The 18,548-nt window shown below is 72.3% G+C and carries 18 protein-coding genes; 10 read left to right on the top strand and 8 right to left on the bottom strand.

What is annotated here, in order from left to right; translation table 11 throughout:
* Positions 1 to 75: 75 nt before the first annotated feature.
* Together ACIGQF_RS30920 and ACIGQF_RS30915 are read right to left on the bottom strand one after the other, a co-directional pair.
* Complete coding sequence (locus ACIGQF_RS30920; RefSeq protein WP_399717009.1) at positions 76 to 858, bottom strand: CoA-transferase subunit beta; 783 nt, start codon at positions 856 to 858, stop codon at positions 76 to 78.
* Entirely contained in the window at positions 855 to 1,772 is a 918-nt protein-coding gene (locus tag ACIGQF_RS30915; protein ID WP_399717177.1) for a CoA transferase subunit A, read from the bottom strand. The genes ACIGQF_RS30920 and ACIGQF_RS30915 overlap by 4 nt, the downstream gene beginning before the upstream one ends.
* 150 nt (positions 1,773 to 1,922) lie before the next feature.
* Here ACIGQF_RS30915 and ACIGQF_RS30910 point away from each other — a divergent pair, with 150 nt between their 5' ends.
* From ACIGQF_RS30910 to ACIGQF_RS30870, 9 genes are all read left to right on the top strand, one after another.
* On the top strand, positions 1,923 to 2,837 hold the full coding sequence (locus ACIGQF_RS30910) for a LysR family transcriptional regulator (RefSeq protein WP_399717006.1): 915 nt from the start codon (positions 1,923 to 1,925) through the stop codon (positions 2,835 to 2,837).
* A gap of 120 nt (positions 2,838 to 2,957) precedes the next feature.
* Positions 2,958 to 4,178 (top strand): acetyl-CoA C-acetyltransferase, encoded by a 1,221-nt coding sequence (locus ACIGQF_RS30905; RefSeq protein WP_399717004.1) that lies wholly within the window; start codon positions 2,958 to 2,960, stop codon positions 4,176 to 4,178.
* 153 nt (positions 4,179 to 4,331) lie between these two features.
* On the top strand, positions 4,332 to 5,684 hold the full coding sequence (locus tag ACIGQF_RS30900) for an MFS transporter (protein WP_399717001.1): 1,353 nt from the start codon (positions 4,332 to 4,334) through the stop codon (positions 5,682 to 5,684).
* A 28-nt stretch (positions 5,685 to 5,712) separates the two neighbouring features.
* The gene (locus ACIGQF_RS30895) at positions 5,713 to 6,588 is read left to right on the top strand and encodes an alpha/beta fold hydrolase (protein WP_399716999.1); all 876 of its coding nucleotides are present in this window, start codon (positions 5,713 to 5,715) and stop codon (positions 6,586 to 6,588) included.
* A gap of 188 nt (positions 6,589 to 6,776) precedes the next feature.
* The gene (locus ACIGQF_RS30890) at positions 6,777 to 7,247 is read left to right on the top strand and encodes a helix-turn-helix domain-containing protein (RefSeq protein ID WP_399716997.1); all 471 of its coding nucleotides are present in this window, start codon (positions 6,777 to 6,779) and stop codon (positions 7,245 to 7,247) included.
* On the top strand, positions 7,234 to 7,914 hold the full coding sequence (locus ACIGQF_RS30885; protein ID WP_399716995.1) for a hypothetical protein: 681 nt from the start codon (positions 7,234 to 7,236) through the stop codon (positions 7,912 to 7,914). Before ACIGQF_RS30890 ends, ACIGQF_RS30885 begins: the two co-directional genes overlap by 14 nt.
* Positions 7,907 to 9,121, top strand: coding sequence for an MAB_1171c family putative transporter (locus ACIGQF_RS30880; RefSeq protein ID WP_399716992.1), 1,215 nt, complete (start codon positions 7,907 to 7,909; stop codon positions 9,119 to 9,121). Before ACIGQF_RS30885 ends, ACIGQF_RS30880 begins: the two co-directional genes overlap by 8 nt.
* A gap of 174 nt (positions 9,122 to 9,295) precedes the next feature.
* Positions 9,296 to 10,531: a cytochrome P450 gene (locus ACIGQF_RS30875; RefSeq protein ID WP_399716989.1), complete on the top strand. Its 1,236-nt coding sequence runs from the start codon at positions 9,296 to 9,298 to the stop codon at positions 10,529 to 10,531.
* 172 nt (positions 10,532 to 10,703) lie between these two features.
* Positions 10,704 to 11,687, top strand: a complete 984-nt coding sequence (locus ACIGQF_RS30870) for a D-alanyl-D-alanine carboxypeptidase family protein (RefSeq protein WP_399716986.1) — start codon at positions 10,704 to 10,706, stop codon at positions 11,685 to 11,687.
* Positions 11,688 to 11,729: 42 nt separating this feature from the next.
* Here ACIGQF_RS30870 and ACIGQF_RS30865 read toward each other — a convergent pair whose 3' ends face one another.
* From ACIGQF_RS30865 to ACIGQF_RS30840, 6 genes are all read right to left on the bottom strand, one after another.
* Entirely contained in the window at positions 11,730 to 12,287 is a 558-nt protein-coding gene (locus tag ACIGQF_RS30865) for a DUF309 domain-containing protein (RefSeq protein ID WP_399717174.1), read from the bottom strand.
* Positions 12,288 to 12,400: 113 nt separating this feature from the next.
* Positions 12,401 to 12,733 (bottom strand): DUF427 domain-containing protein, encoded by a 333-nt coding sequence (locus tag ACIGQF_RS30860; protein WP_399716983.1) that lies wholly within the window; start codon positions 12,731 to 12,733, stop codon positions 12,401 to 12,403.
* Between the two features lie 88 nt (positions 12,734 to 12,821).
* On the bottom strand, positions 12,822 to 13,301 hold the full coding sequence (locus ACIGQF_RS30855) for a thioesterase family protein (RefSeq protein WP_399716980.1): 480 nt from the start codon (positions 13,299 to 13,301) through the stop codon (positions 12,822 to 12,824).
* A complete protein-coding gene (locus ACIGQF_RS30850; protein WP_399716978.1) occupies positions 13,298 to 14,260 on the bottom strand; it encodes a 3-hydroxyacyl-CoA dehydrogenase NAD-binding domain-containing protein in 963 nt (320 codons plus the stop codon). The genes ACIGQF_RS30855 and ACIGQF_RS30850 overlap by 4 nt, the downstream gene beginning before the upstream one ends.
* Before the next feature lie 47 nt (positions 14,261 to 14,307).
* Positions 14,308 to 15,195, bottom strand: a complete 888-nt coding sequence (locus ACIGQF_RS30845) for a 3-keto-5-aminohexanoate cleavage protein (protein ID WP_399716975.1) — start codon at positions 15,193 to 15,195, stop codon at positions 14,308 to 14,310.
* A 135-nt stretch (positions 15,196 to 15,330) separates the two neighbouring features.
* Positions 15,331 to 16,194, bottom strand: coding sequence for a TetR family transcriptional regulator C-terminal domain-containing protein (locus tag ACIGQF_RS30840; protein WP_399716971.1), 864 nt, complete (start codon positions 16,192 to 16,194; stop codon positions 15,331 to 15,333).
* A gap of 194 nt (positions 16,195 to 16,388) precedes the next feature.
* Between ACIGQF_RS30840 and ACIGQF_RS30835 the strand changes: the two genes are divergently transcribed.
* On the top strand, positions 16,389 to 18,476 hold the full coding sequence (locus tag ACIGQF_RS30835) for a SpoIIE family protein phosphatase (protein WP_399716968.1): 2,088 nt from the start codon (positions 16,389 to 16,391) through the stop codon (positions 18,474 to 18,476).
* Positions 18,477 to 18,548: the final 72 nt, after the last annotated feature.

Here is an 18,548-nt window from a genome sequence, read left to right as displayed (position 1 = left end):
AAGTTACTCCCACCCACTGACAATCCGGCGTCACCAGGGGCGCTGTCCACGCGGTCAGCGCGCAGGCGTACGCGGTCAGCGCAGGTACACCCGGTCCGGGTCGACATCCTCGCGCAGCAGGCGCAGCTCGGCGTCGCTCGGAGGGCGGACGGTCTCCACGGTGTCGGCGACCGCCAGGTCCCAGCCGGTGTTCTCGCGTACCTGGTCCACCGTCACGCCCGGGTGCACGGCCACCAGCGTCAGCTCCCGGCCGACGCCCGTGCGGGCCAGGATGCCCAGCTCGGTGATGACCCGGGTGACGCCCGTGCCGAGCGGGCGCACGCCCTCTTCGAGGGCGCGGTCGGGCCCCGGCGTGGTGCAGAAGTCCAGCTTCTCGGTGAAGGAGCGCGGGTCGTGGCGGCGCATCACCACGAACACCTCGCGGGAGTTGGCCATCACCTCGATCGCGCCGCCGGAACCGGGCAGCCGCACCTTCGGCGCCTCCCAGTCACCGATGACGGAGGTGTTGAGGTTGCCCCACTTGTCGATCTGCGCCGCGCCGAGGAACCCCACGTCGATGTGGCCGCCCTGGAGGACGTACCCGAAGAGAGCGGGCATCGACAGGACCGCCTCGGCACCGGTGATCAGCACCGCGTCGGCGATCGTCTCGGGCAGGTGCGAGGGGTGCGCGCCGCACACCCCGGACTCGTACACGATCTCCAGCTGCGGCGCGACCGTGAGGTGCGCGAGCGAGGCGGCGAGCGTGGGCAGCCCGATACCGGCGAACACCGTCCGGCGCGCCGCCAGTTCGCGCGAGGCGACGACGGCGAGCAGCTCGGAAGAGGTCACGTCGGGGGTGGTGGTCAGGTCCGTGCTCACAGTCGCCTCCCGTAGTTGACCGGCAGGCTCATCGCCTCGCCGACGGCGAGGGAGTCCCAGAACTCCTCGCCGAGCTTGCTGACGTACTCCGCGTGGTCCGCGGTGCCGTACACCCACTCCTTCAGCCAGTCCTGGAGCCGGTCGGGGTCCTTGCTGACGCCGGACCAGGCGCGGTAGAAGGCGTTGTCCCGGTCGTAGTAGCCCTGCGCGAAGGAGGGGTGAGCGCCGCGCGGGCAGGCGACCACCGCGTCCACCGCGTGCGAGGGGATCACCGTGCGGTTGGGGTCGGAGCGGACGACCTCGTCCTCGACGATCTCCTCGACGACCACGACCGCCTTGTCCGCCGCGTAGACCGCCTCCGCCTGGACGCCCGTCAGGCCCCAGATCTGGGTGTTGCCGCTGCGGTCGGCGCGCTGCGCGTGAATGATCGTCACGTCGGGGTTGACGGGCGGTACGACGTATACCTGCTCGGCCTCGCAGTCCGGGCCCGGGTAGGGCGAGGTGACCTTGCGCAGGCCCTCGTTGACGGAGGGCAGGTCGCTGCCGCCGTACGAACGCAGCGGGTAGAACGGCAGCCGCTGGGCGCCCGCGAGGTAGCGGCAGATCATGCCGTAGTGGCTGTACTCCTCGAAGACCAGCGGCTCCGGGACGGCCTTCTCCACCCGGCGGCGCAGCTCACCGAGCGAACCGGCCGAGGAGTTGCCGACGAAGGAGGAGACCAGCCGGGACACGCAGCCGGCGGCGAGCATCTGGTCCACGACGATGTCCGCGGTCATCCGGACGACGGTGAGGTCCCGGCGGCCCTGCCGGATGATCTCGTGCCCGGCGGCGGTGGGGATGAGGTGCGTGAAGCCTTCGAGGGAGACGGTGTCCCCGTCATGGACGAAGGAGGAGACGGCCTCCCGCATCGTCATGGTCTTGTCCACGGTGCTCCTCGGCGTGCGGGATGTGGATCCGGTCCCGCTTACCGTTTCACCGGCCATTGATCTCCGTCCAATACCGAATTAAGGTCAGACTGATATCAGGAAAGAAATAGTCGGCTCGCAGGGAACGGACTGAACGGCATGGAGCTGCGGCATCTGACCGCCTTCGTCGCGGTGGCCGAGGAGCTGCACTTCGGTCGGGCCGCCAAGCGTCTGCAGATGGCGCAGCCGCCGCTCAGCCAGCAGATCCGCCAGCTGGAGAAGGAACTGGGCGTCCAGCTCTTCGAGCGCAACACCCGCTCGGTCCGGCTGACCAGCGCGGGCCAGTCCTTCCTGGATCCCGTCCGTACTGTCCTCGCCGACCTGGACACCGCCACCCGCGCCGCCAAGGCCGCCGGGCGCGGTGAGTACGGCCGGGTCACCATCGGCTTCGCCGGCGCCTCCACGCACGAGACGCTGCCGCTGCTCACGCGCGCAGTGCGGGCCGCGCACCCGGCGCTGGAGCTGGTGATGAAGGGCCAGACGTACGCCAACGTCGCGCTCGCCGGGGTCGCCGACGGCTCGCTCGACCTCGGCTTCGTCCGCCTGCCGGTCACCCAGGCGGGCGTCACGACCCGGGTGATCGACGAGGAGGAGCTGGTCTGCGCGCTGCCGTCGGACCACCCGCTGGCCCGCCGCCGGCGCATCCCCATCGCCGCGCTGGCCGACGAGCCGTTCGTCAGTTTTCCCGCCAACGCCGGTTCGACGGTCCGGGACGCCACGGTCCGGGCGTGCGAGGACGCCGGGTTCAACCCGCGGGTGGTGCAGGAGGCGCCCGACTCGTACACGATCCTGGCGCTGGTCGCCGCGGGCGTGGGCGTCACCCTCACCGTCACCTCCTGCCAGCACATCCAGCAGACCGGGCTGGTCTACCGGCCGCTGGCGGGCCCGCCGATCCGGCTGCAGGCCGCGCTGGCCTGGCGTCCGGACAATCCCTCGGCGGCCCTGCGTACCGTCCTGGCGGTGGCCGAGGAGGCGCTGCCCACGCCTGAAGGGAAGGCTCCGGTTCGCGCCTGACCTGCGGCGATCTCTGATTGATAAGTCTGGCGTCCGAATTCTGGCCGAATTGGATATTGGACCGGCTCAGTACTCGGGTGGAAAAGTCACCGGGAAGCGTCCACCAGGAAAGGCCGTGGCATGTCCGAGCCCACCGAAATCGTTCTCTGCGAACCGCTGCGCACCCCGATCGGCAAGTTCGGCGGCGCGCTGGCCGGACAGCGCCCCGCCGCCCTGGCCGCCCTGCTGATCAGCGAGATCGTCCGCCGGACCGGCGTCGCGCCCGAGAAGGTCGACGAAGTGATCCTCGGCCACGCCTGGCCCACCTCCGACGCGCCGGCCATCGGCCGGGTGGCCGCCCTGGACGCCGGCCTGCCCGACACCGTCACCGGCGTGCAGATCGACCGCCGCTGCGGTTCCGGCCTGCAGGCCGTGCTGGACGCCGCGATGCAGATCAAGGCCGGGTTCAGCGACGTGGTGATCGCCGGCGGCGTGGACGTGATGAGCGCGGCGCCGTACTACACCCACGAGGGCCGCTGGGGCATCAAGGGCCCGAACCTCACCCTGCACGACTCCCTCACCCGCGGCCGGGTCACCGCGGGCGGCGCGAACCACCCGATCCCCGGCGGCATGATCGAGACCGCCGAGAACCTGCGCCGCCAGTACGGCATCAGCCGCGCCGACCAGGACGCGCTGGCGCTCCGCTCGCAGCAGCGGGCCGGACGCGCCATCGAGGCGGGCCTCTTCGACGAGGAGATCGTGCCGGTCACCGTGCGCGGCCGTAAGGGCGACACCGTCGTCTCCGCCGACGAGCACCCGCGCCCCGAGACCACCGCCGAGCAGCTGGCCAAGCTCAAGCCGATCATGGGCCGGCAGGACCCCGAGGCCACCGTCACCGCGGGCAATGCCAGCGGCCAGAACGACGCCGCCGCTGCCTGCCTGGTCACCAGCGCCGCCACCGCCGAGCGGCTGGGCCTCACCCCGATCGTGCGGCTCGTCTCCTTCGCACGGACCGGCTGTGCCCCGGAGACCATGGGGCTCGGCCCGGTCGGCGCCACCCGTTCGGCGCTGGACAAGGCGGGCCTGAAGCTCGCCGAGATGGACCTCATCGAGCTGAACGAGGCGTTCGCCGCACAGGTGCTGGCCTGCACCAAGGAACTGGGCCTCGGCGAGGCCGACCACGAGCGGCTCAACGTCAACGGCTCCGGCGTCTCCCTCGGCCACCCCGTCGGCGCCACCGGCGCCCGCATCCTGGCCACCCTCGCACGGGAGATGAAGCGTCGCGAGGCCCGCTACGGCCTGGAGACCATGTGCATCGGCGGCGGCCAGGGACTCGCGGCCGTCTTCGAGCGGATCGTCTGACCTCCGGCCGACCCCCGGCCGATCCCCTGCGGAGTTCCTCCGCACCCGTACAAGTACATCGCGCACCACCCGTACCACCCAGGGGCGCCGCTCGGGACGACGCGGCGCCCCTGGTGTCCCCTTCCCCTGCCCAAAGACGCCCAGGGAGTCCGTATGAGTGCGCCCACCGCGCCCACCGCACGCGACCGCACCAGAGCCGCCAACCGCGCCGGGATCGGCGCCTTCATCGGCTCCACCATCGAGTGGTTCGACTTCTACATCTACGGCACCGCCTCCGCTCTCGTCTTCGACAAGGTCTTCTTCCCCGAACTGGACGGCGCCCTCGGCACGCTGGTCGCCTTCGCGACCTTCTGGGTCGGCTTCCTCGCCCGGCCGCTCGGCGGCATCATCTTCGGGCACTACGGCGACCGGCTCGGCCGCAAGAAGACCCTCGTCATCACCCTGCTGATGATGGGCGTGTCCACCACGGCCATCGGGCTGCTGCCCGGCTATGCCTCCATCGGCGTCGCGGCGCCGGTCCTGCTCGTGGCGATACGCATGATCCAGGGCATCGGCCTGGGCGGCGAGTGGGGCGGCTCCGTCCTGATCGCCTCCGAGTCCGCGCCCAAGGGCAAGTCCGTGCTGTACGGGGCCTTCGCGCAGCAGGGCTCGCCCGTCGGCAACACCCTCAGCACGCTCTCGTTCCTGGCCATCAGCCGGCTGCCGGACGACGCCTTCGTCTCCTGGGGCTGGCGGGTGCCGTTCCTCGCCTCCGCGCTGCTGGTCATGGTCGGCCTCTTCGTCCGGCTGAAGGTGGCCGAGTCCCCGGCGATGGCCAAGCTGATCGAGAAGAAGGAGGTCGCGAAGCTGCCGCTGACCGAGGTGCTGCGCAGCCACCCGATGCTGATCGTCCTGGGCATCGGCGCCTGCACCATCGGCCTGTCGGCCACGTACTTCAAGTCCACCTTCGCGCTGTCCTGGGCGACCAGCGCCCTGGACTTCGACCGCAGCTCCTTCCTCACGATCATCCTGGTCGCCAACATCACCCAGATCATCGTGCAGCCCTTCGGCGCGGTCCTCGCCACGAAGATGAAGAGCTGGTCGCGGGCCGTCTGCGTGATGCTGATCCCCGAACTGTTCCTGATGCCGGTGATGTTCCTCCTCATCGGCACCGAGAACTACGGCCTGGCGATGTTCGGCGTCGCGGTCGCCACCATCCCGCACTGCCTGTACTACGCGGCGCTGGCCGGCATGCTCGCCAGCCGCTTCCCCGCGCACCTGCGGTACACCGGCATCTCGCTCTGCTACCAGCTGTGCGGCACGCTGCTGGGCGGCACCACGCCGATCATCGGCCAGTCGCTGCTGAACTGGACCGGCTCGATCACCACGGTCATCGTCTACGCGGTCTTCCAGGTCGCCCTGACCATGGGCTGCATGCTGCTGCTCCTGCGCCGACCGAACCACGACGAGACGGCGGCGGACGCCGCGGCGGGGGCTACCGTCACCGCGCCGCTGCCCGCGCGGTAGGACGGCCGGCGGGCCGGCTGGGATGCTCGTGGACGTCCGTACGTCCGACGCCCACGAGAGAGGCCCCGCCGTGCCCGCCGCGCCCGTCCCCGAGTCCTTCGTCCGCCTGCGCGGCCGCCGCTTCGCCTACCTCGACTCCGGCGGCCCTGGCCCCGTCCTGCTCGCACTGCACGGCCACTTCGGCCGCGGCCGAATCTTCGCGCCACTGGCCGCCGCGCTGGCCGGCCGGTACCGCGTCCTCGCCCCGGACCAGCGCGGCCACGGGCTCTCCGACCACGGCGGCCCCTACACCCCGGACGCGTACGTGGCGGACGCGGCTGCCCTCCTGCGCGCCCTGGACGCCGGCCCCGCGGCCGTGCTCGGCCACTCCATGGGCGGCGCCGTCGCCTTCCTGCTCGCCGAACGCCACCCCGAGCTCGTCCGGGCCCTCGTCGTGGCGGACATGACCGTGCGCAACCACGCCCCCGAGACCCGGCCCGTCCTGGACGTGTCGCGGTGGCCGCGCCGCACCCCCTCGCGCGCGGCCCTGCGCGCCGCCATCGAGGCGCGGGGCATCCCGGACGCCGGCTACTTCCTGGACAGCGCGGCGGAGTTCGAGGACGGCTGGGGGCTGCTCTTCGACACGGACGGCATGATGGCCTCGCAACGCGCCTTCACCGGCGACTTCTCCGCCCGGTGGGCCGCCTCCCGGCAGCCCGCCCTGCTGCTCAGGGCGGGCGAGAGCTTCCTGCTGACGCGCGCCACCGCGGAGTGGATGGCCGCTGCCCGGCCGCACACCGCACTCACCGAGTTCCCCGGCTGCGGGCACTGGCTCCACGCCGACGACCCCGCGGGGTTCGCGCAGGCCGTCGGCGGTTTTCTCGACACCGTCCGTATCCGGGGAACCTTCTCAACCACGAGTTGATGCACGCCTGTGCCGGGATGTGGTGACCGTCCGTAGGTGGACTGGTGCGTGTCGTTCCGCTCATGAAAGGATGAGCACAGCGGAGAGCGCGCGACTCAACTGTCCGTTGGGTGCGCGCGTCGTTCGGCCGCTGCTGGGACCAGGGCAGACAGGGATGGGGGACGGACATGGCGCGAGGGGGCGAGGGTATGCCGAAGAGCGAGCACAGCCCGCTCGCCGAGCGGCTGAACCACCTCTTCGCCCACATGCATCCGCCCGGCGCGCCGTACACCAACGCCTACGTCGCCGAGGAGATCAGCGAGGGCACCGAGTACGGGGACGTGACGCTCTCCGAGCAGTACCTGTCCATGCTCCGCAAGGGCAGGCGCACCAACCCCAGCCACGAAGTGCTGCGCGCCCTCGCCAAGTTCTTCGCGGTGCCGGTCGGCTATCTGGTCGGGGACCTCTCCCAGCCGCAGGCCGACCGGGTGGAGGAGGAACTGAGCTTCCTCGCGGCCATGCGCGACCAGCGGGTGCGGACGATCGCGCTACGCTCGGTCGGTCTGCCGCCCGAGGTGCAGGACAGCCTCACCACGATCATCTCCCAGTTCCGGCAGCAGATGGACCTGCCGCCGGACCCGCCGGCGACCAGCGGTGAGGAACCGCATGCCGGCCACTGACGAGCAGCTCTTCGCCGCATGGCGGCGGACGGGATTCGAGGACGGGACGGCCATGCGGGTACGGCGCATACGCCGGAGGTGCAAGCAGCTCGTCCAGGAGCTGGCGCTGCCCGCCGCGACCGACCTGACCGGCCTGTGCGAGGTCGTGGCGCGGCGCGTGGGGCGCCCCGTGCGCATCGCGCCGATGAGCCTGGGCGGCGTGGTCTCCGGCATGACCGCGGGCACCGACGACGGCTGGTGGGTCTTCTACGAGCGGCAGACCTCGCCCTGGCATCAGACCCACATCGTCCTCCACGAGCTGAGCCACCTCCTCCTCGGCCACGAGCAGGACCCCACCGTCACCGAGAACGCGCTGAAGGTCTGGACGCCCACCATGGACGTCGCCACGGCCGCCCGGCGGATGGGCCTGACCGCCCGCTTCGCGCGCCACCACTGCTACGACGACGCCACCGAGCGCGAGACCGAGGTCCTCGGCACGCTCCTCATGGCGCACCTGGTGCCCGCCACCGCCAAGGACGACCCGCCGCTCAGCGGTGACGCGGCCGAGATCGCCGCCGCGCTGGGCCCCGCGCTCAAGCACATCCGCCGGGAGCTGGACGGCGCCCGGGACAGCGGTCCGGAGGACCGGGGGACCGGCTCCGAGGACGGAGGGCCGCCGCGTGTTTGACGTGGTCTATCTCTGCTTCGCGGCCGTCGCCTGGGGGCTCGCGGGCTACAAGTTCCGCGCCTGGCTGCGCGACCGCGCCAACGCCGACCTGGGCCTGACGTCCCTGATGACGGCGGGCGTCGCCACGGTGTTCCTGTTCTCGGCGCCGAGCCTGTACCGCGCCTTCGACCGGTTCACCGGCGTCGCCAACCTCGCCATGGTCTTCCTGTACTCCTCCGTCGTGGTCTTCGCGGCCGGCGCCCTGGTGCTGCTGCTGCGCTGGACCGGCGGCGAGGACGAGGCGGCCCGCGACCGGGCCCGCACCCGCACCCGTACGGTCCTCGGGCTCGTCGTGGTGGCGTGGGCGGTGGCCGTCACCGGCTTCGCCGTCGGCCGCCCGGACGCCGTGGAGCACCCGCGGGACTTCAGCACCGCGTACACCGACGCGCCCGGCGTCATGGTCTTCCTGATGCTGTACCTGGCCATCTTCGGCGCCAGCCTGGCCGGGCTCGGCACCCTCTGCCCGCGCTACGCCGCCAAGGTCGGCCCGTCCTGGCTGGCCCGCGGCCTGCGCGTGCTGGCCGCCGGCTGCTGGCTGGGCCTGCTGTACTGCGCCTGCAAGCTCATCGGCTTCGCGCTCTCCTGGGCCGGCAGCCCGGCGCTGTGGCTCTCCAACGGCGTGGCCCCGCTGAGCGCTTCGGTCGCCGCGATCCTCGTCCTCATCGGGTTCGCGCTGCCCGCCGCCGGTCCCCGCGCGTCCGCCTGGCGCCGGCTGCGCCGCCTCTCGCCCCTGTGGCGCGAGGCCACCGCGCACGCCCCGGAGGTGACGATGGAGGGCTCGCGGCCGGGCGGCTGGCCCTTCGCCGACCTGGAGTGGCGGGCCAACCGCCAGATGGCGGAGATCCGCGACGTACAGCGCGGCATCCGCCGATACGTCGAGGCAGACGCCGTCGACTTCGCCACCGAGCGGGCCCGCGCGGTGGGCATCGAGGCGTCGCAACTGGCCGCGGTGGCCGAGGCGGTGGCGCTGCGCCGGGGCCTGGACAACCGGCGGGCCGGCCGGCTCCCGGAGCCGTACGCCGAATCCGTCGTGGTCACCACCGACATGGCGCCGGCGGCGGAGTACGAACACCTGGCACTGGTCGCGGACGTCTACCGCTCGTCCCTGGCCGAGACGGTCCTGGCCGAACTGCAACAACGCAGCACCGTGCAGGAACGGGGGGCATAGCGCCGCAACGGCGCACCACAGACAAGGTGGCTCGGTACGGGGGTCCGAACCGCCTACGGCACAGGGCGGCACGGGGTTTCGGCCCCGGAGCCGCCCTGTGCCCTTGTCCGCGGCCGGAGACGGGCCCCGCCCCGGGTGGGGGCGGCCGGCCGGCACCCCATAAGGTCGGGATCCATGCAGAAGACCCCCACATCCGACCGTCCGGACCCCCTCGACCCGACGATGCTGCTGGACGACCCGTACGCGGCGTACGAGGGGCTGCGGGAGGCCGGCCCGGTGCACCGGATCACCGGCCCCGACGGGCAGCCCGCCTGGCTCGTCACCCGCTACGCCGACGTCCGCAGCGGTCTGGCCGACCCCCGGCTCGCACTGGACAAGCGCAACAGCTCGAACGGTTACCGGGGTTTCTCCCTGCCGCCGGCCCTGGACGCCAACCTGCTGAACATGGACCCGCCGGACCACACCCGCGTCCGCCGCCTGGTGGTCAAGGCGTTCACGCCCGGCCGCGTCGAGAAGCTGCGCGCTCCCGTGGCGAAGGTCGCGCAGGACCTGCTGGACGCCGTCGAGGCCAAGGGCACCGCCGACCTGATCGCCGACTTCGCGGGCCCGCTGCCGATCATCGTCATCTGCGACCTGCTGGGGGTGCCGGAGACCGACCGGCACGACTTCCGCTCCTGGACCGACGCGCTCATCACGCCCGACCCGTCCCGGCCCGAGGCGATGAAGGAGGCGATCGGTGCCATGCTGCGCTTCTTCACCGGGCTGATCGCCACCAAGCGCGCCGAGCCGGGTGACGACCTGCTCTCCGACCTGATCGCCGTGCGGGACGAGCCGGACGACGAGAGCGGAGCCGGCGGGGTGGCGGGGGACCGGCTCAGCGAGGACGAGCTGACCTCGCTCGCGTTCCTGATCCTCTTCGCGGGCTACGAGAACACCGTCCATCTCATCGGCAACGCCGTACTCGGGCTGCTCGACCACCCGGACGTGCTGGCGGAGTTGCGTGCCGATCCCGGGCTGATGCCCGGCGCCGTGGAGGAGTTCGCGCGGTACGACGGCCCGGCGCCGCTGGCCATCCGCCGCTTCCCGGTCGAGGACGTGGAGATCGGTGGCGTGCGGATCCCGGCGGGGGAGAGTGTGCTGCTCTCGCTGGCGTCCGCCAACCGTGACCCGGAACGGTTCCCCGAGCCCGCGACACTCGATCCGCACCGCGATATTTTCGGCCATCTCGCGCTCGGTCACGGCATCCACTACTGCCTCGGCGCTCCGCTCGCCAGAATGGAGACGCAGACGGCCCTCAACGCCGTGATTCAGCGTTTCCCCGGCCTTCGCCTGACCGTTCCCCGGGCGGAGTTGCGGTGGCGCAGGTCCATCCGAGCGCGTGGCTTGATCTCGCTCCCCGTCGCCTGGTAACAGCGACTCGAACAGGCTTTTCCTGCATAACCGTTCCGGCATGCGGTAGAAAGGTTCTGAGCCCGCCCGGTGTGCATCCCCCGTCGCACCGGGCGGGCCTTCCGCTGCGACACGTGAGCCGTCTGGCGCATCAGGTACTGCGCGTGACCGCTTGTGTCCCTAGCGTGGTTCCATGGGAACCGACACCGCTTCGACCAGGACCACGGGCACCCTGACGGCCATAGCCGTGGCGGGCGCCCTCCTCGCACTGCCTGCCCCCGCGCATGCCGCGCCCACGACACAGGGCAGGGCACTCCCCGACAGTTCCGCGCCCCACACGGCGGCCTGGCCCGAACCCGTCCGGCCCGGGGCCTTCCTGCCGTCCTTCATGCCCCGGGGGCCCGCGGCGGCGGCCCCGGCCGGCATCAGCGCCAAGGCCTGGACGGTCACCGATGCCACGACCGGCCAGGTGGTGGGCTCGAAACAGCCGCATCGCCAACTGGCCCCGGCCAGCACCCTGAAGACGCTCTTCGCGCTCACCGTCCTGCCGAAGTTCCCCGCCGACATGGTCCGCACGGTCACCGCCGCCGACCTCAAGGGCGTGGGCGAGGGCAGCAGCCTCGTCGGCATCAAGAAGGGGCAGCGCTACACGGTCGCCGACCTGTGGCGGGGCGTCTTCCTCCGCTCCGGCAACGACGCGGTGCACGTCCTGGCGAGCATGAACGGCGGCTGGCAGGCCACCGCCAAGGAGATGCAGGCCAAGGCCCGCACGCTCGGCGCCGACGACACGACCGTGAAGACACCGGACGGCTACGACGCGGCCGGGCAGGTCTCCTCGGCGAGCGATCTCACCCTCTTCGCCCGCAAGGGCCTGCAGAATGCCGACTTCGCGCGGTACTGCGGCACCGTACGGGCCACCTTCCCCGGCGGCTCCAAGGGGGCGCGCGCCATAGTGAACACCAACCGGATGCTGTCCGGCACGGGCGGCGTGAACCGCTACCCCGGCATCATCGGTGTGAAGAACGGCTACACCAGCAAGGCGGGCAACACCCTCATCGCCGCCGCGAAACGCAACGGACGCACCCTCGTCGTCACCGTCCTCGACCCCAAGAACAAGAAGAACGCGGTCTACAAGGAGGCCGCCGCCCTCCTGAACTGGGGCTTCAAGGCGGGCTGAGGCGCTGTCCCCGGGCCCGGGAGCCGGTGCGGCTCCCGGGCTTCAGTGTTCCGCCGCGGCGCGCAGCCGGGGCGCGTGAGCGGCGGCCGGTACCGGGCCCCGCAGCGATCCGGCCAGGTCACCCGCCCAGCGGACGAGCCCGGCGACGTCGATGCCGTACGGCGCCGAGTCCGCGTACGGGCCGAGGGCGGCGGCACCGCGGGTCAGCAGCGAGCCGGCGCCCGTGACGTTGCCGCGGGCCGCGTGGGTGAGCCCGACGGCCAGTTGCGCGAGGCCGCGCCACAGCTCGCGCTCCTCCGGCGGCCCGGACTTCCAGGCGTCCTCCAGCACCTCGTGGGCGTGGAACGGCATCCCGTCGTCAAGCAACCGCTGCGCCTCCGCCAGCGACTCCGCCGGCTCCCGTACGACGCCCTCCGGCTGCCGGGCGACGCCGGGGGAGCCGTACGGCAGCGGGCGGCCCAGGCCGTCCCGCGGCCGGGCGTTGCGCGCCCGGCCCTCGTCGTCCCGGTCCCGGCGCCGGGGCGCACCGGCGCCGCGCGGGGCCGCGTCGCGTGCGGCGCTCGCCGCGCCGTTCCGGGCGCCGCCGTCCGCCGCCTCCACCGCGCAGTGGGGGCACGCGGCGGCCGGGTCCTCCCGGATCCGGCCGCACGCGTCGCAGACCCGGTCCAGCCAGCAGGCCGGGTCGCCGCCTTCGTCGTGGCTCTCCGTGCGCATCAGCCGTCGACGACCTCGGTCTCGTAGAAGCAGTAGTGGTCCTTGATCTCCGCCACGGCCTCCTTGGGCTCCGGGTACGCCCACACGGCGTCCTCGGGTCCGCCCGGCAGGGACCAGTAGGACGCGTCGCCCTTGAAGGGGCAGTGGGTCGTGGTCTTGGAAGGGGCGAGGAGGTCGGTACGGACGTCCTGCGGCGGCAGGTAGTAGCGATCCGGATACCCGGTCTCGCGCAGCACCAGCGGCCGCGTGCTGTCGGCGATCACTTCCCCGCCGCGCACCACGCGGACATGGGTGTCGCTCCGCTCGACAGTGATGCGGTGGCCTGTGGTCATCAGTGGTCCTCCCGGACGAGGGACGGTCCTTTCCAGGATGTCACCCACGGACGGTGCGGGCCCGGAGGCAGCCGGACCCGCACCGCTGTCAGACCTCCCGGATCCCCCGCCCCGCCCATTCCGGGGCCGGGGCGGTCAGGGACGTGAGGCGGTCGCGTACCGCGTCGGGGAGCGGTGCCGAGCGGCCGGTGGCCCGGTCGACGTGGAGGGCGAAGAGTTCCTCCGTGGCGACCGGTTCGCCGGCCGGTTCGCCGGCCGCGTCGGCGACGTACATCTCGTGCAGGAAGCGGGCCTTCTTGGCGTCCGCGCCCAGCACGGTGGTGCGTACGGCGAGTTCGGCGTTGCGGTCGACCTCGCGGAGGTACCGGACGTGCGCCTCGACCGTGTACAGCGAGCAGTTGGTCGTCTCGCGGTACTCCGGACCCAGTCCCGTCTCCGCCATCAGCGCATCGGTGGCGAAGCCGAAGACCAGGACGTAGTAAGCCTCGCTGAGGTGACCGTTGTAGTCGATCCACTCGTCCTTGACGGTCTGCCGGAAGAGCGGCAGCGCGCCGGCGGCCGCCGTCACTTGGCGCCGCCGAGCCGGCCGGTGGCGCGCAGCACGTTGATGACGCCCTGGTCGCGCTCGGCCACCAGGTCCGCGTACGTCCGCTCGCCCGCCTCCTTCTCACAGCCGTCGACCATCGCGTCCCGCAGCTCGCGGGTCAGCTCGGGGGCCTCCAGGCGGGTCCACGGGGACTTCAGGGAGGGGCCGAAGTGGTCGAGCATGTGGCCCATGCCGCCCTCGCCGCCGGCCAGCGCGAAGGTCAGCAGCGGGCCCATGAACGCCCAGCGCAGGCCCGGGCCCTCGGTGATCGAGTCGTCGATGTCCTGCACCGAGGCCTCGCCGTTGGCGACCATGTGCAGCGCCTCGCGCCACAGGGCCTCCTGGAGCCGGTTGGCGATGAAGCCGGGCAGCTCGCGGTCCATGGTGATCACGGACTTGCCCGCGATGTCGTAGAAGCGGGAGGCCCACTCCACGGCGGCGCGGTCGGTCTTCTCGCCGCCGACGACCTCGACGAGCGGGATCAGGTACGGCGGGTTGAAGGGGTGGCCGACGACGAGGCGGCCGTTGTCGGCGGCGTCGGAGTGCATGTCCGACATCGGGTAGCCGGAGGTGGAGGAGGCGATGACCACGCCGTCGCGGGTGGCGTCGGTCAGCTCGGCCAGCAGCGAGCGCTTCAGCTCCAGCTTCTCCGGGGCGCTCTCCTGCACGAAGTCGGCGTCGGCGACGGCCTCGGCGAGGGTGGGCGCGACGGTGAGGCGGTCCTGCGAGGCGCCCTCGGCGAGGCCCATCTGCTCAAGGGCGGGCCAGGCGGCGGAGACCAGGCGGCGCAGCTTCTCCTCGGCGTCGTCGGCCGGGTCCCAGGCGGTCACGTCGTAACCGCGGGCGAGGAAGTGGGCGACCCAGCCGCCGCCGATCACACCGGCGCCTATGCAGGCGACCTTGGTTACGTCTTCGGGGGCGAGCGGAGCGGGGGAGGACATGGGGAGGCGTCTCCTGAGGGTGGGAACGGGCGTACGGCGAGCGGGAGTCAGGCGCGGGGCTTCAGGCCCATGCGGGCGCGGGCCTGGTCGGGGGTGGCGACCTTGGCGCCGAGGGACTCGGTGATGGTCACGGCGCGCTCGACGAGCTGCGCGTTGGTGGCCTTCACGCCCTTGGAGAGGTACAGGTTGTCCTCCAGGCCGACGCGGACGTTGCCGCCGAGCAGGATGGACTGGGCGACCCACGGCATCTGCATGCGGCCGAGCGCGAAGCTGGCCCACTCCGCGTTCTCCGGCAGCATGTTGACCATCGACTGGAGCACGCCCGGGTCGGCCGGGGCGCCCCACGGGATGTCCATGCACAGCTGGAAGACGGTCGGGTCGTCGAGCAGACCCTCGGCGCGCAGCTGCTTGGCGAACCACAGCTGGCCGGTGTCGAAGATCTCCAGCTCGGGGCGGACGCCCAGCTCCTGGATGCGCTTGGCGCCCTTGCGGAGCATCTCGGGGGTGGAGATGTAGAGGTTGTCGCCGAAGTTCAGCGAGCCGCAGTCCAGGGTGCAGATGTCGGGGAGCAGATCCTCGACGTGGGGGAGCCGGTCCAGGCCGCCGACCAGGTCGGTGCCGGGCCGGGCGCCCTTCTCCAGCGGCTGGTCGGGGTCGAGCACCAGGTCGCCGCCCATGCCGGCGGTCAGGTTGATGACGACGTCGGTGCCGGTCTCCTTGATGCGCTCGACGACCTCGGCGTACAGCTTCGGGTCGCGCGAGGGGTCGCCGGTCTCGGGGTCGCGGACGTGGATGTGCACCACGGCGGCGCCCGCTTCGGCCGCCTGCACGGCGGACGTGGCGATCTGCTCCGGCGTCACGGGGACGTGCGGGGAGCGGCGTACGGTGTCGCCCGCGCCGGTCAGCGCACAGGTGATGATGACCTCGTCGTTCATGACGGGAGTCCCTTCTGCGGGTGGGTGTATGACGAACCGTCAGGTGTGACGGCAGGGAAGGAGAGGGGGTGCGCGGGCAGGCGTCGGCCACGCCTGCCCGCGCACGATCGTGGGCGGACGGTCGTCCGGGGTGCCTTACGAGGCGGTCAGTTCGTCGTCCACGAAGGCGGTCAGTGCGGCGTGCATCTGGTCGGGGGTGGTGCTGCCGGGCGCTGTGGCCAGTACCTGGGTGGCCAGGCCGTCGATCAGCGCGGTCAGCCGCAGCGCGGTGAACTCCACGTCGACGGGGCGGAAGACGCCCTGCTCGACGCCGCGCCGCACGACGTCGGCGACGGTGGTCCGCCACTGCCGGTAGTAGTGGTCGTGCAGCCGCCCGACCTCGGTGGAGCGGGCCGCCTGGGCCCACATGTCCAGCCAGACCAGCCACTGCCGGCGCTGCTGTTCCGTGCGCGGGGTCTGCAGCGCGATGAGGTGCAGCATCTCCTCGCGGGCGTCGGCGGCTCCGGCCAGGCCCTGCGCGCGGCGCGCGGTGTCCTCGTCCATGCACCAGCGGACGGCGGCCTCCAGGAGGTCGTCCCGGCCGGGGAAGTGGTAGTGGATCGCGGCGGTGCTCGTCCCGCAGGCCGCCGCGATGTCGGCGACGCGTACGGAATGGAAGCCGTGCTCGGCGATCAGGCGCACCGTCTCGCGGACGATCTGCAGCGGCCGGCCGCCTTCGGGGAGGGCGGGTGCCGCCCCGTCCTCCGGCGGCGCGGGCGTCCCGGCCCGGGAGCCCAGCAGCCAGCCCGTGTCCACGCCGCCGATCTCGGCGATGCGGACGATCTCGGCGATGGTGAAGCGGCGGGTCCCACCGAGGGACCGGGAGAGCTTCGAGGGGTCCATCACGATGCGCCGGGCGAACTCACGGTGGCTGCAGCCGATGCCGTCGATCACCTTTTTGACGCGGTCCGTGAGGTCGCCGTTCTCGTCGGCGAGCCGGGTGCCGGGGTCTTCCTGCATGGTCCGGGACCGTAGCAGCGTGATGAGATCACCGCAACGCCTGATGCGTCGATTCCCGAGAAAACCCTAGGTTCTGGCCGGGAAATAGGCGCGTGTTGAGGGCTGACTGATGAGAAAGTCAGATTCGGTGTCCGGTGGGTCATGCCGGGGCCGCAGACATCCCGTAAGGGGTAGAAATGTGGGAAAGTGACGACATGGCCGAACGGGGCGCGCAGTCCCCTCCCGTGTCGCCGCCGGAGGAGTGGCCCGCCCCGCCGGACCGCATCCTGGCGCTGAACGGGATGGGCGGCTTCGACTGGGACCTGGAGCGCGGCCGGCTGCACATGGACGCCGCCGCGCTGCGGATCTTCGACCTGCGCGCCGACGAGTACGACGGCCGCCCCACCTCGCTCGCCCGCCGGGTCCCGCCCGCCGAGGCCGCCCGGCTGGACTCCCTGGTCGCGCAGGCCATCAAGGACGGCAGCGAGTCGTACGGCGCCTATTTCCGCGTCCGGCGCCACGACGGCACGCTGCGCTGGATCCACACCCACGGCACGATCTACCGGGACGACAGCGGACGGCCGCACCGCATCGTCGGCATCGTCCGCGACGCCCGCCAGGAGCTGGAGCTCTCCCGCACCGCGAGCCCGGTGACCCCGGGCGACCGGCGCCGCGGGCACACCTCCGTCGTGGAGCGCACCACCGCGGCCCTCGCGCACGCACGGAGCGTCCGCGACGTCATCGCGGTCCTCGGCGACGACCAGGGACTGAGCCGGCTGGGCGTGGAGAACGTGATCCTGGGGCTGGTGGAGGCCGGCCGCATCCAGCTCGTCTCCGAGGGGCAGGCCGGCAGCTTCGTCCCGGAGCACCGGTTCACCCGAGTGGCGGACGAGTTCCCGATGAGTGAGGTCGTGCGCACCCTCACGCCGCGCTTCGTCCGCTCCCGCGCGGAATTCGCCTCCTGCTACCCGCGGCTCTGGCCGCACGTTCAGCCCCTGAACATCGGCTCGGCCGCCTACCTCCCGCTGATCGCGCAGGCCCGCCCCATCGGCGTCATCGGCCTCTTCTACCGGGAGGAGTGCGAGTTCAGCACGCACGAACGCAGCATCCTCGTGGCGCTCGGCAGCAGCATCGCGCAGAGCCTGGCCCGCGCGATGCTCTTCGACCAGGAGCACGACCTCGCCGAGGCGCTCCAGCGCGCCATGCTGCCGCGCCGCATCCCCGGCGTCCGCGGCGCCCGCATCGCCGTGCGGTACCGCACGGCGCAGCTGGGCCAGGACATCGGCGGCGACTGGTACGACGTCATCCAGCTGCCCGGGGGCCCGCCCTCCGGAGGGGGCAGGGTCGCCGTCGTCATCGGGGACGTTCAGGGGCACGACACCCAGGCCGCCACCCTCATGGGCCAGCTCCGCATCGTGCTGCGCGCGTACGCCGCCGAGGGGCACGCGCCCGCCACCGTCATGGCCCGCGCCTCCGCCTTCCTGCACGAACTGGACCCCGAACGCTTCGCCACCTGCACCTACGCCGACATCGACCTGACCACCGGCGCGCTGCAGATCGTCCGGGCCGGCCATGTCGACCCACTGGTCCGGCACGCCGAGGGGATCTGCCGCCGGCTGTCCGTGCCCGGCGGGCTGCCGCTCGGCCTGTCCGCCGAGTTCGGGCAGCTGGACTACCCCGTCACCACCGTGCACCTCGCGCCCGGCGAGACGCTGGTGCTGTGCACCGACGGCCTGGTCGAGCGGCCCGGCGCCGACCTGGACGACGGGATGGCCCGGCTGGCCCGGGCGGTGCGTACCGGGCCGCAGGACGTCCAGCAGCTCGCCGACCTGCTGTGCACGCTCTCCCTCAGCGGTGACGGCGAGGACGACATGGCGCTGCTGCTGCTCCGCCGCAGCGGCACGACCCCGCCGGACCACCACGGCACGGTCCGCCGGCAGGTCGCCCCCGGGGATGCCGACGCGCTCGCCGAGGCCCGGCACATGATCCGGGACGCGGTCCGCGGCTGGGGCGCGCACGCGCGTGCCGAGGAGATCGAGCTGGTCGCCGACGAGCTGATCACCAACGCGCTGCTGCACACCGACGGGGCCGCCCTGGTCTCGCTCGTGCTGCCCAGGAACGGGGAGCGGCGGCTCCGGCTGGAGGTCGCCGACCGCTCCAGCGTGCTGCCGCACCGCGAGGAGCCGGCCGACAGCCGGGTGCACGGGCGCGGCCTGCTGCTGGTCGACCGGCTGGCGGACGTCTGGGGCGTGACGCCACGGGGCAACGGCAAGAGCGTGTGGTGCGAGTTCCTGTGCCCGTGACGCCAGGGCCCCGGGCCGGGCAGTGGTACGGACGAATGGCTGCCGTCTACAGCCTGTAAGGCGTGAAGGTGG

It is taken from the genome of Streptomyces sp. NPDC053560 (genome assembly GCF_044544605.1).
Classification (GTDB): Bacteria; Actinomycetota; Actinomycetes; order Streptomycetales; family Streptomycetaceae; genus Streptomyces.
Note: the sequence above shows the minus strand (reverse complement) of the source record. Positions and strands in the feature narration are given on the sequence as shown.

Excerpts from the sequence above, each read along its gene's own strand:
- ACIGQF_RS30915 (WP_399717177.1), bottom strand. The coding sequence starts at position 1,772 with ATGACGATGCGGGAGGCCGTCTCCTCCTTCGTCCATGACGGGGACACC.
- ACIGQF_RS30910 (WP_399717006.1), top strand. The coding sequence starts at position 1,923 with ATGGAGCTGCGGCATCTGACCGCCTTCGTCGCGGTGGCCGAGGAGCTG.
- ACIGQF_RS30905 (WP_399717004.1), top strand. The coding sequence starts at position 2,958 with ATGTCCGAGCCCACCGAAATCGTTCTCTGCGAACCGCTGCGCACCCCG.
- ACIGQF_RS30900 (WP_399717001.1), top strand. The coding sequence starts at position 4,332 with ATGAGTGCGCCCACCGCGCCCACCGCACGCGACCGCACCAGAGCCGCC.
- ACIGQF_RS30890 (WP_399716997.1), top strand. The coding sequence starts at position 6,777 with ATGCCGAAGAGCGAGCACAGCCCGCTCGCCGAGCGGCTGAACCACCTC.
- ACIGQF_RS30885 (WP_399716995.1), top strand. The coding sequence starts at position 7,234 with ATGCCGGCCACTGACGAGCAGCTCTTCGCCGCATGGCGGCGGACGGGA.
- ACIGQF_RS30875 (WP_399716989.1), top strand. The coding sequence starts at position 9,296 with ATGCAGAAGACCCCCACATCCGACCGTCCGGACCCCCTCGACCCGACG.
- ACIGQF_RS30870 (WP_399716986.1), top strand. The coding sequence starts at position 10,704 with ATGGGAACCGACACCGCTTCGACCAGGACCACGGGCACCCTGACGGCC.
- ACIGQF_RS30860 (WP_399716983.1), bottom strand. The coding sequence starts at position 12,733 with ATGACCACAGGCCACCGCATCACTGTCGAGCGGAGCGACACCCATGTC.
- ACIGQF_RS30850 (WP_399716978.1), bottom strand. The coding sequence starts at position 14,260 with ATGTCCTCCCCCGCTCCGCTCGCCCCCGAAGACGTAACCAAGGTCGCC.
- ACIGQF_RS30845 (WP_399716975.1), bottom strand. The coding sequence starts at position 15,195 with ATGAACGACGAGGTCATCATCACCTGTGCGCTGACCGGCGCGGGCGAC.
- ACIGQF_RS30840 (WP_399716971.1), bottom strand. The coding sequence starts at position 16,194 with ATGCAGGAAGACCCCGGCACCCGGCTCGCCGACGAGAACGGCGACCTC.
- ACIGQF_RS30835 (WP_399716968.1), top strand. The coding sequence starts at position 16,389 with ATGGCCGAACGGGGCGCGCAGTCCCCTCCCGTGTCGCCGCCGGAGGAG.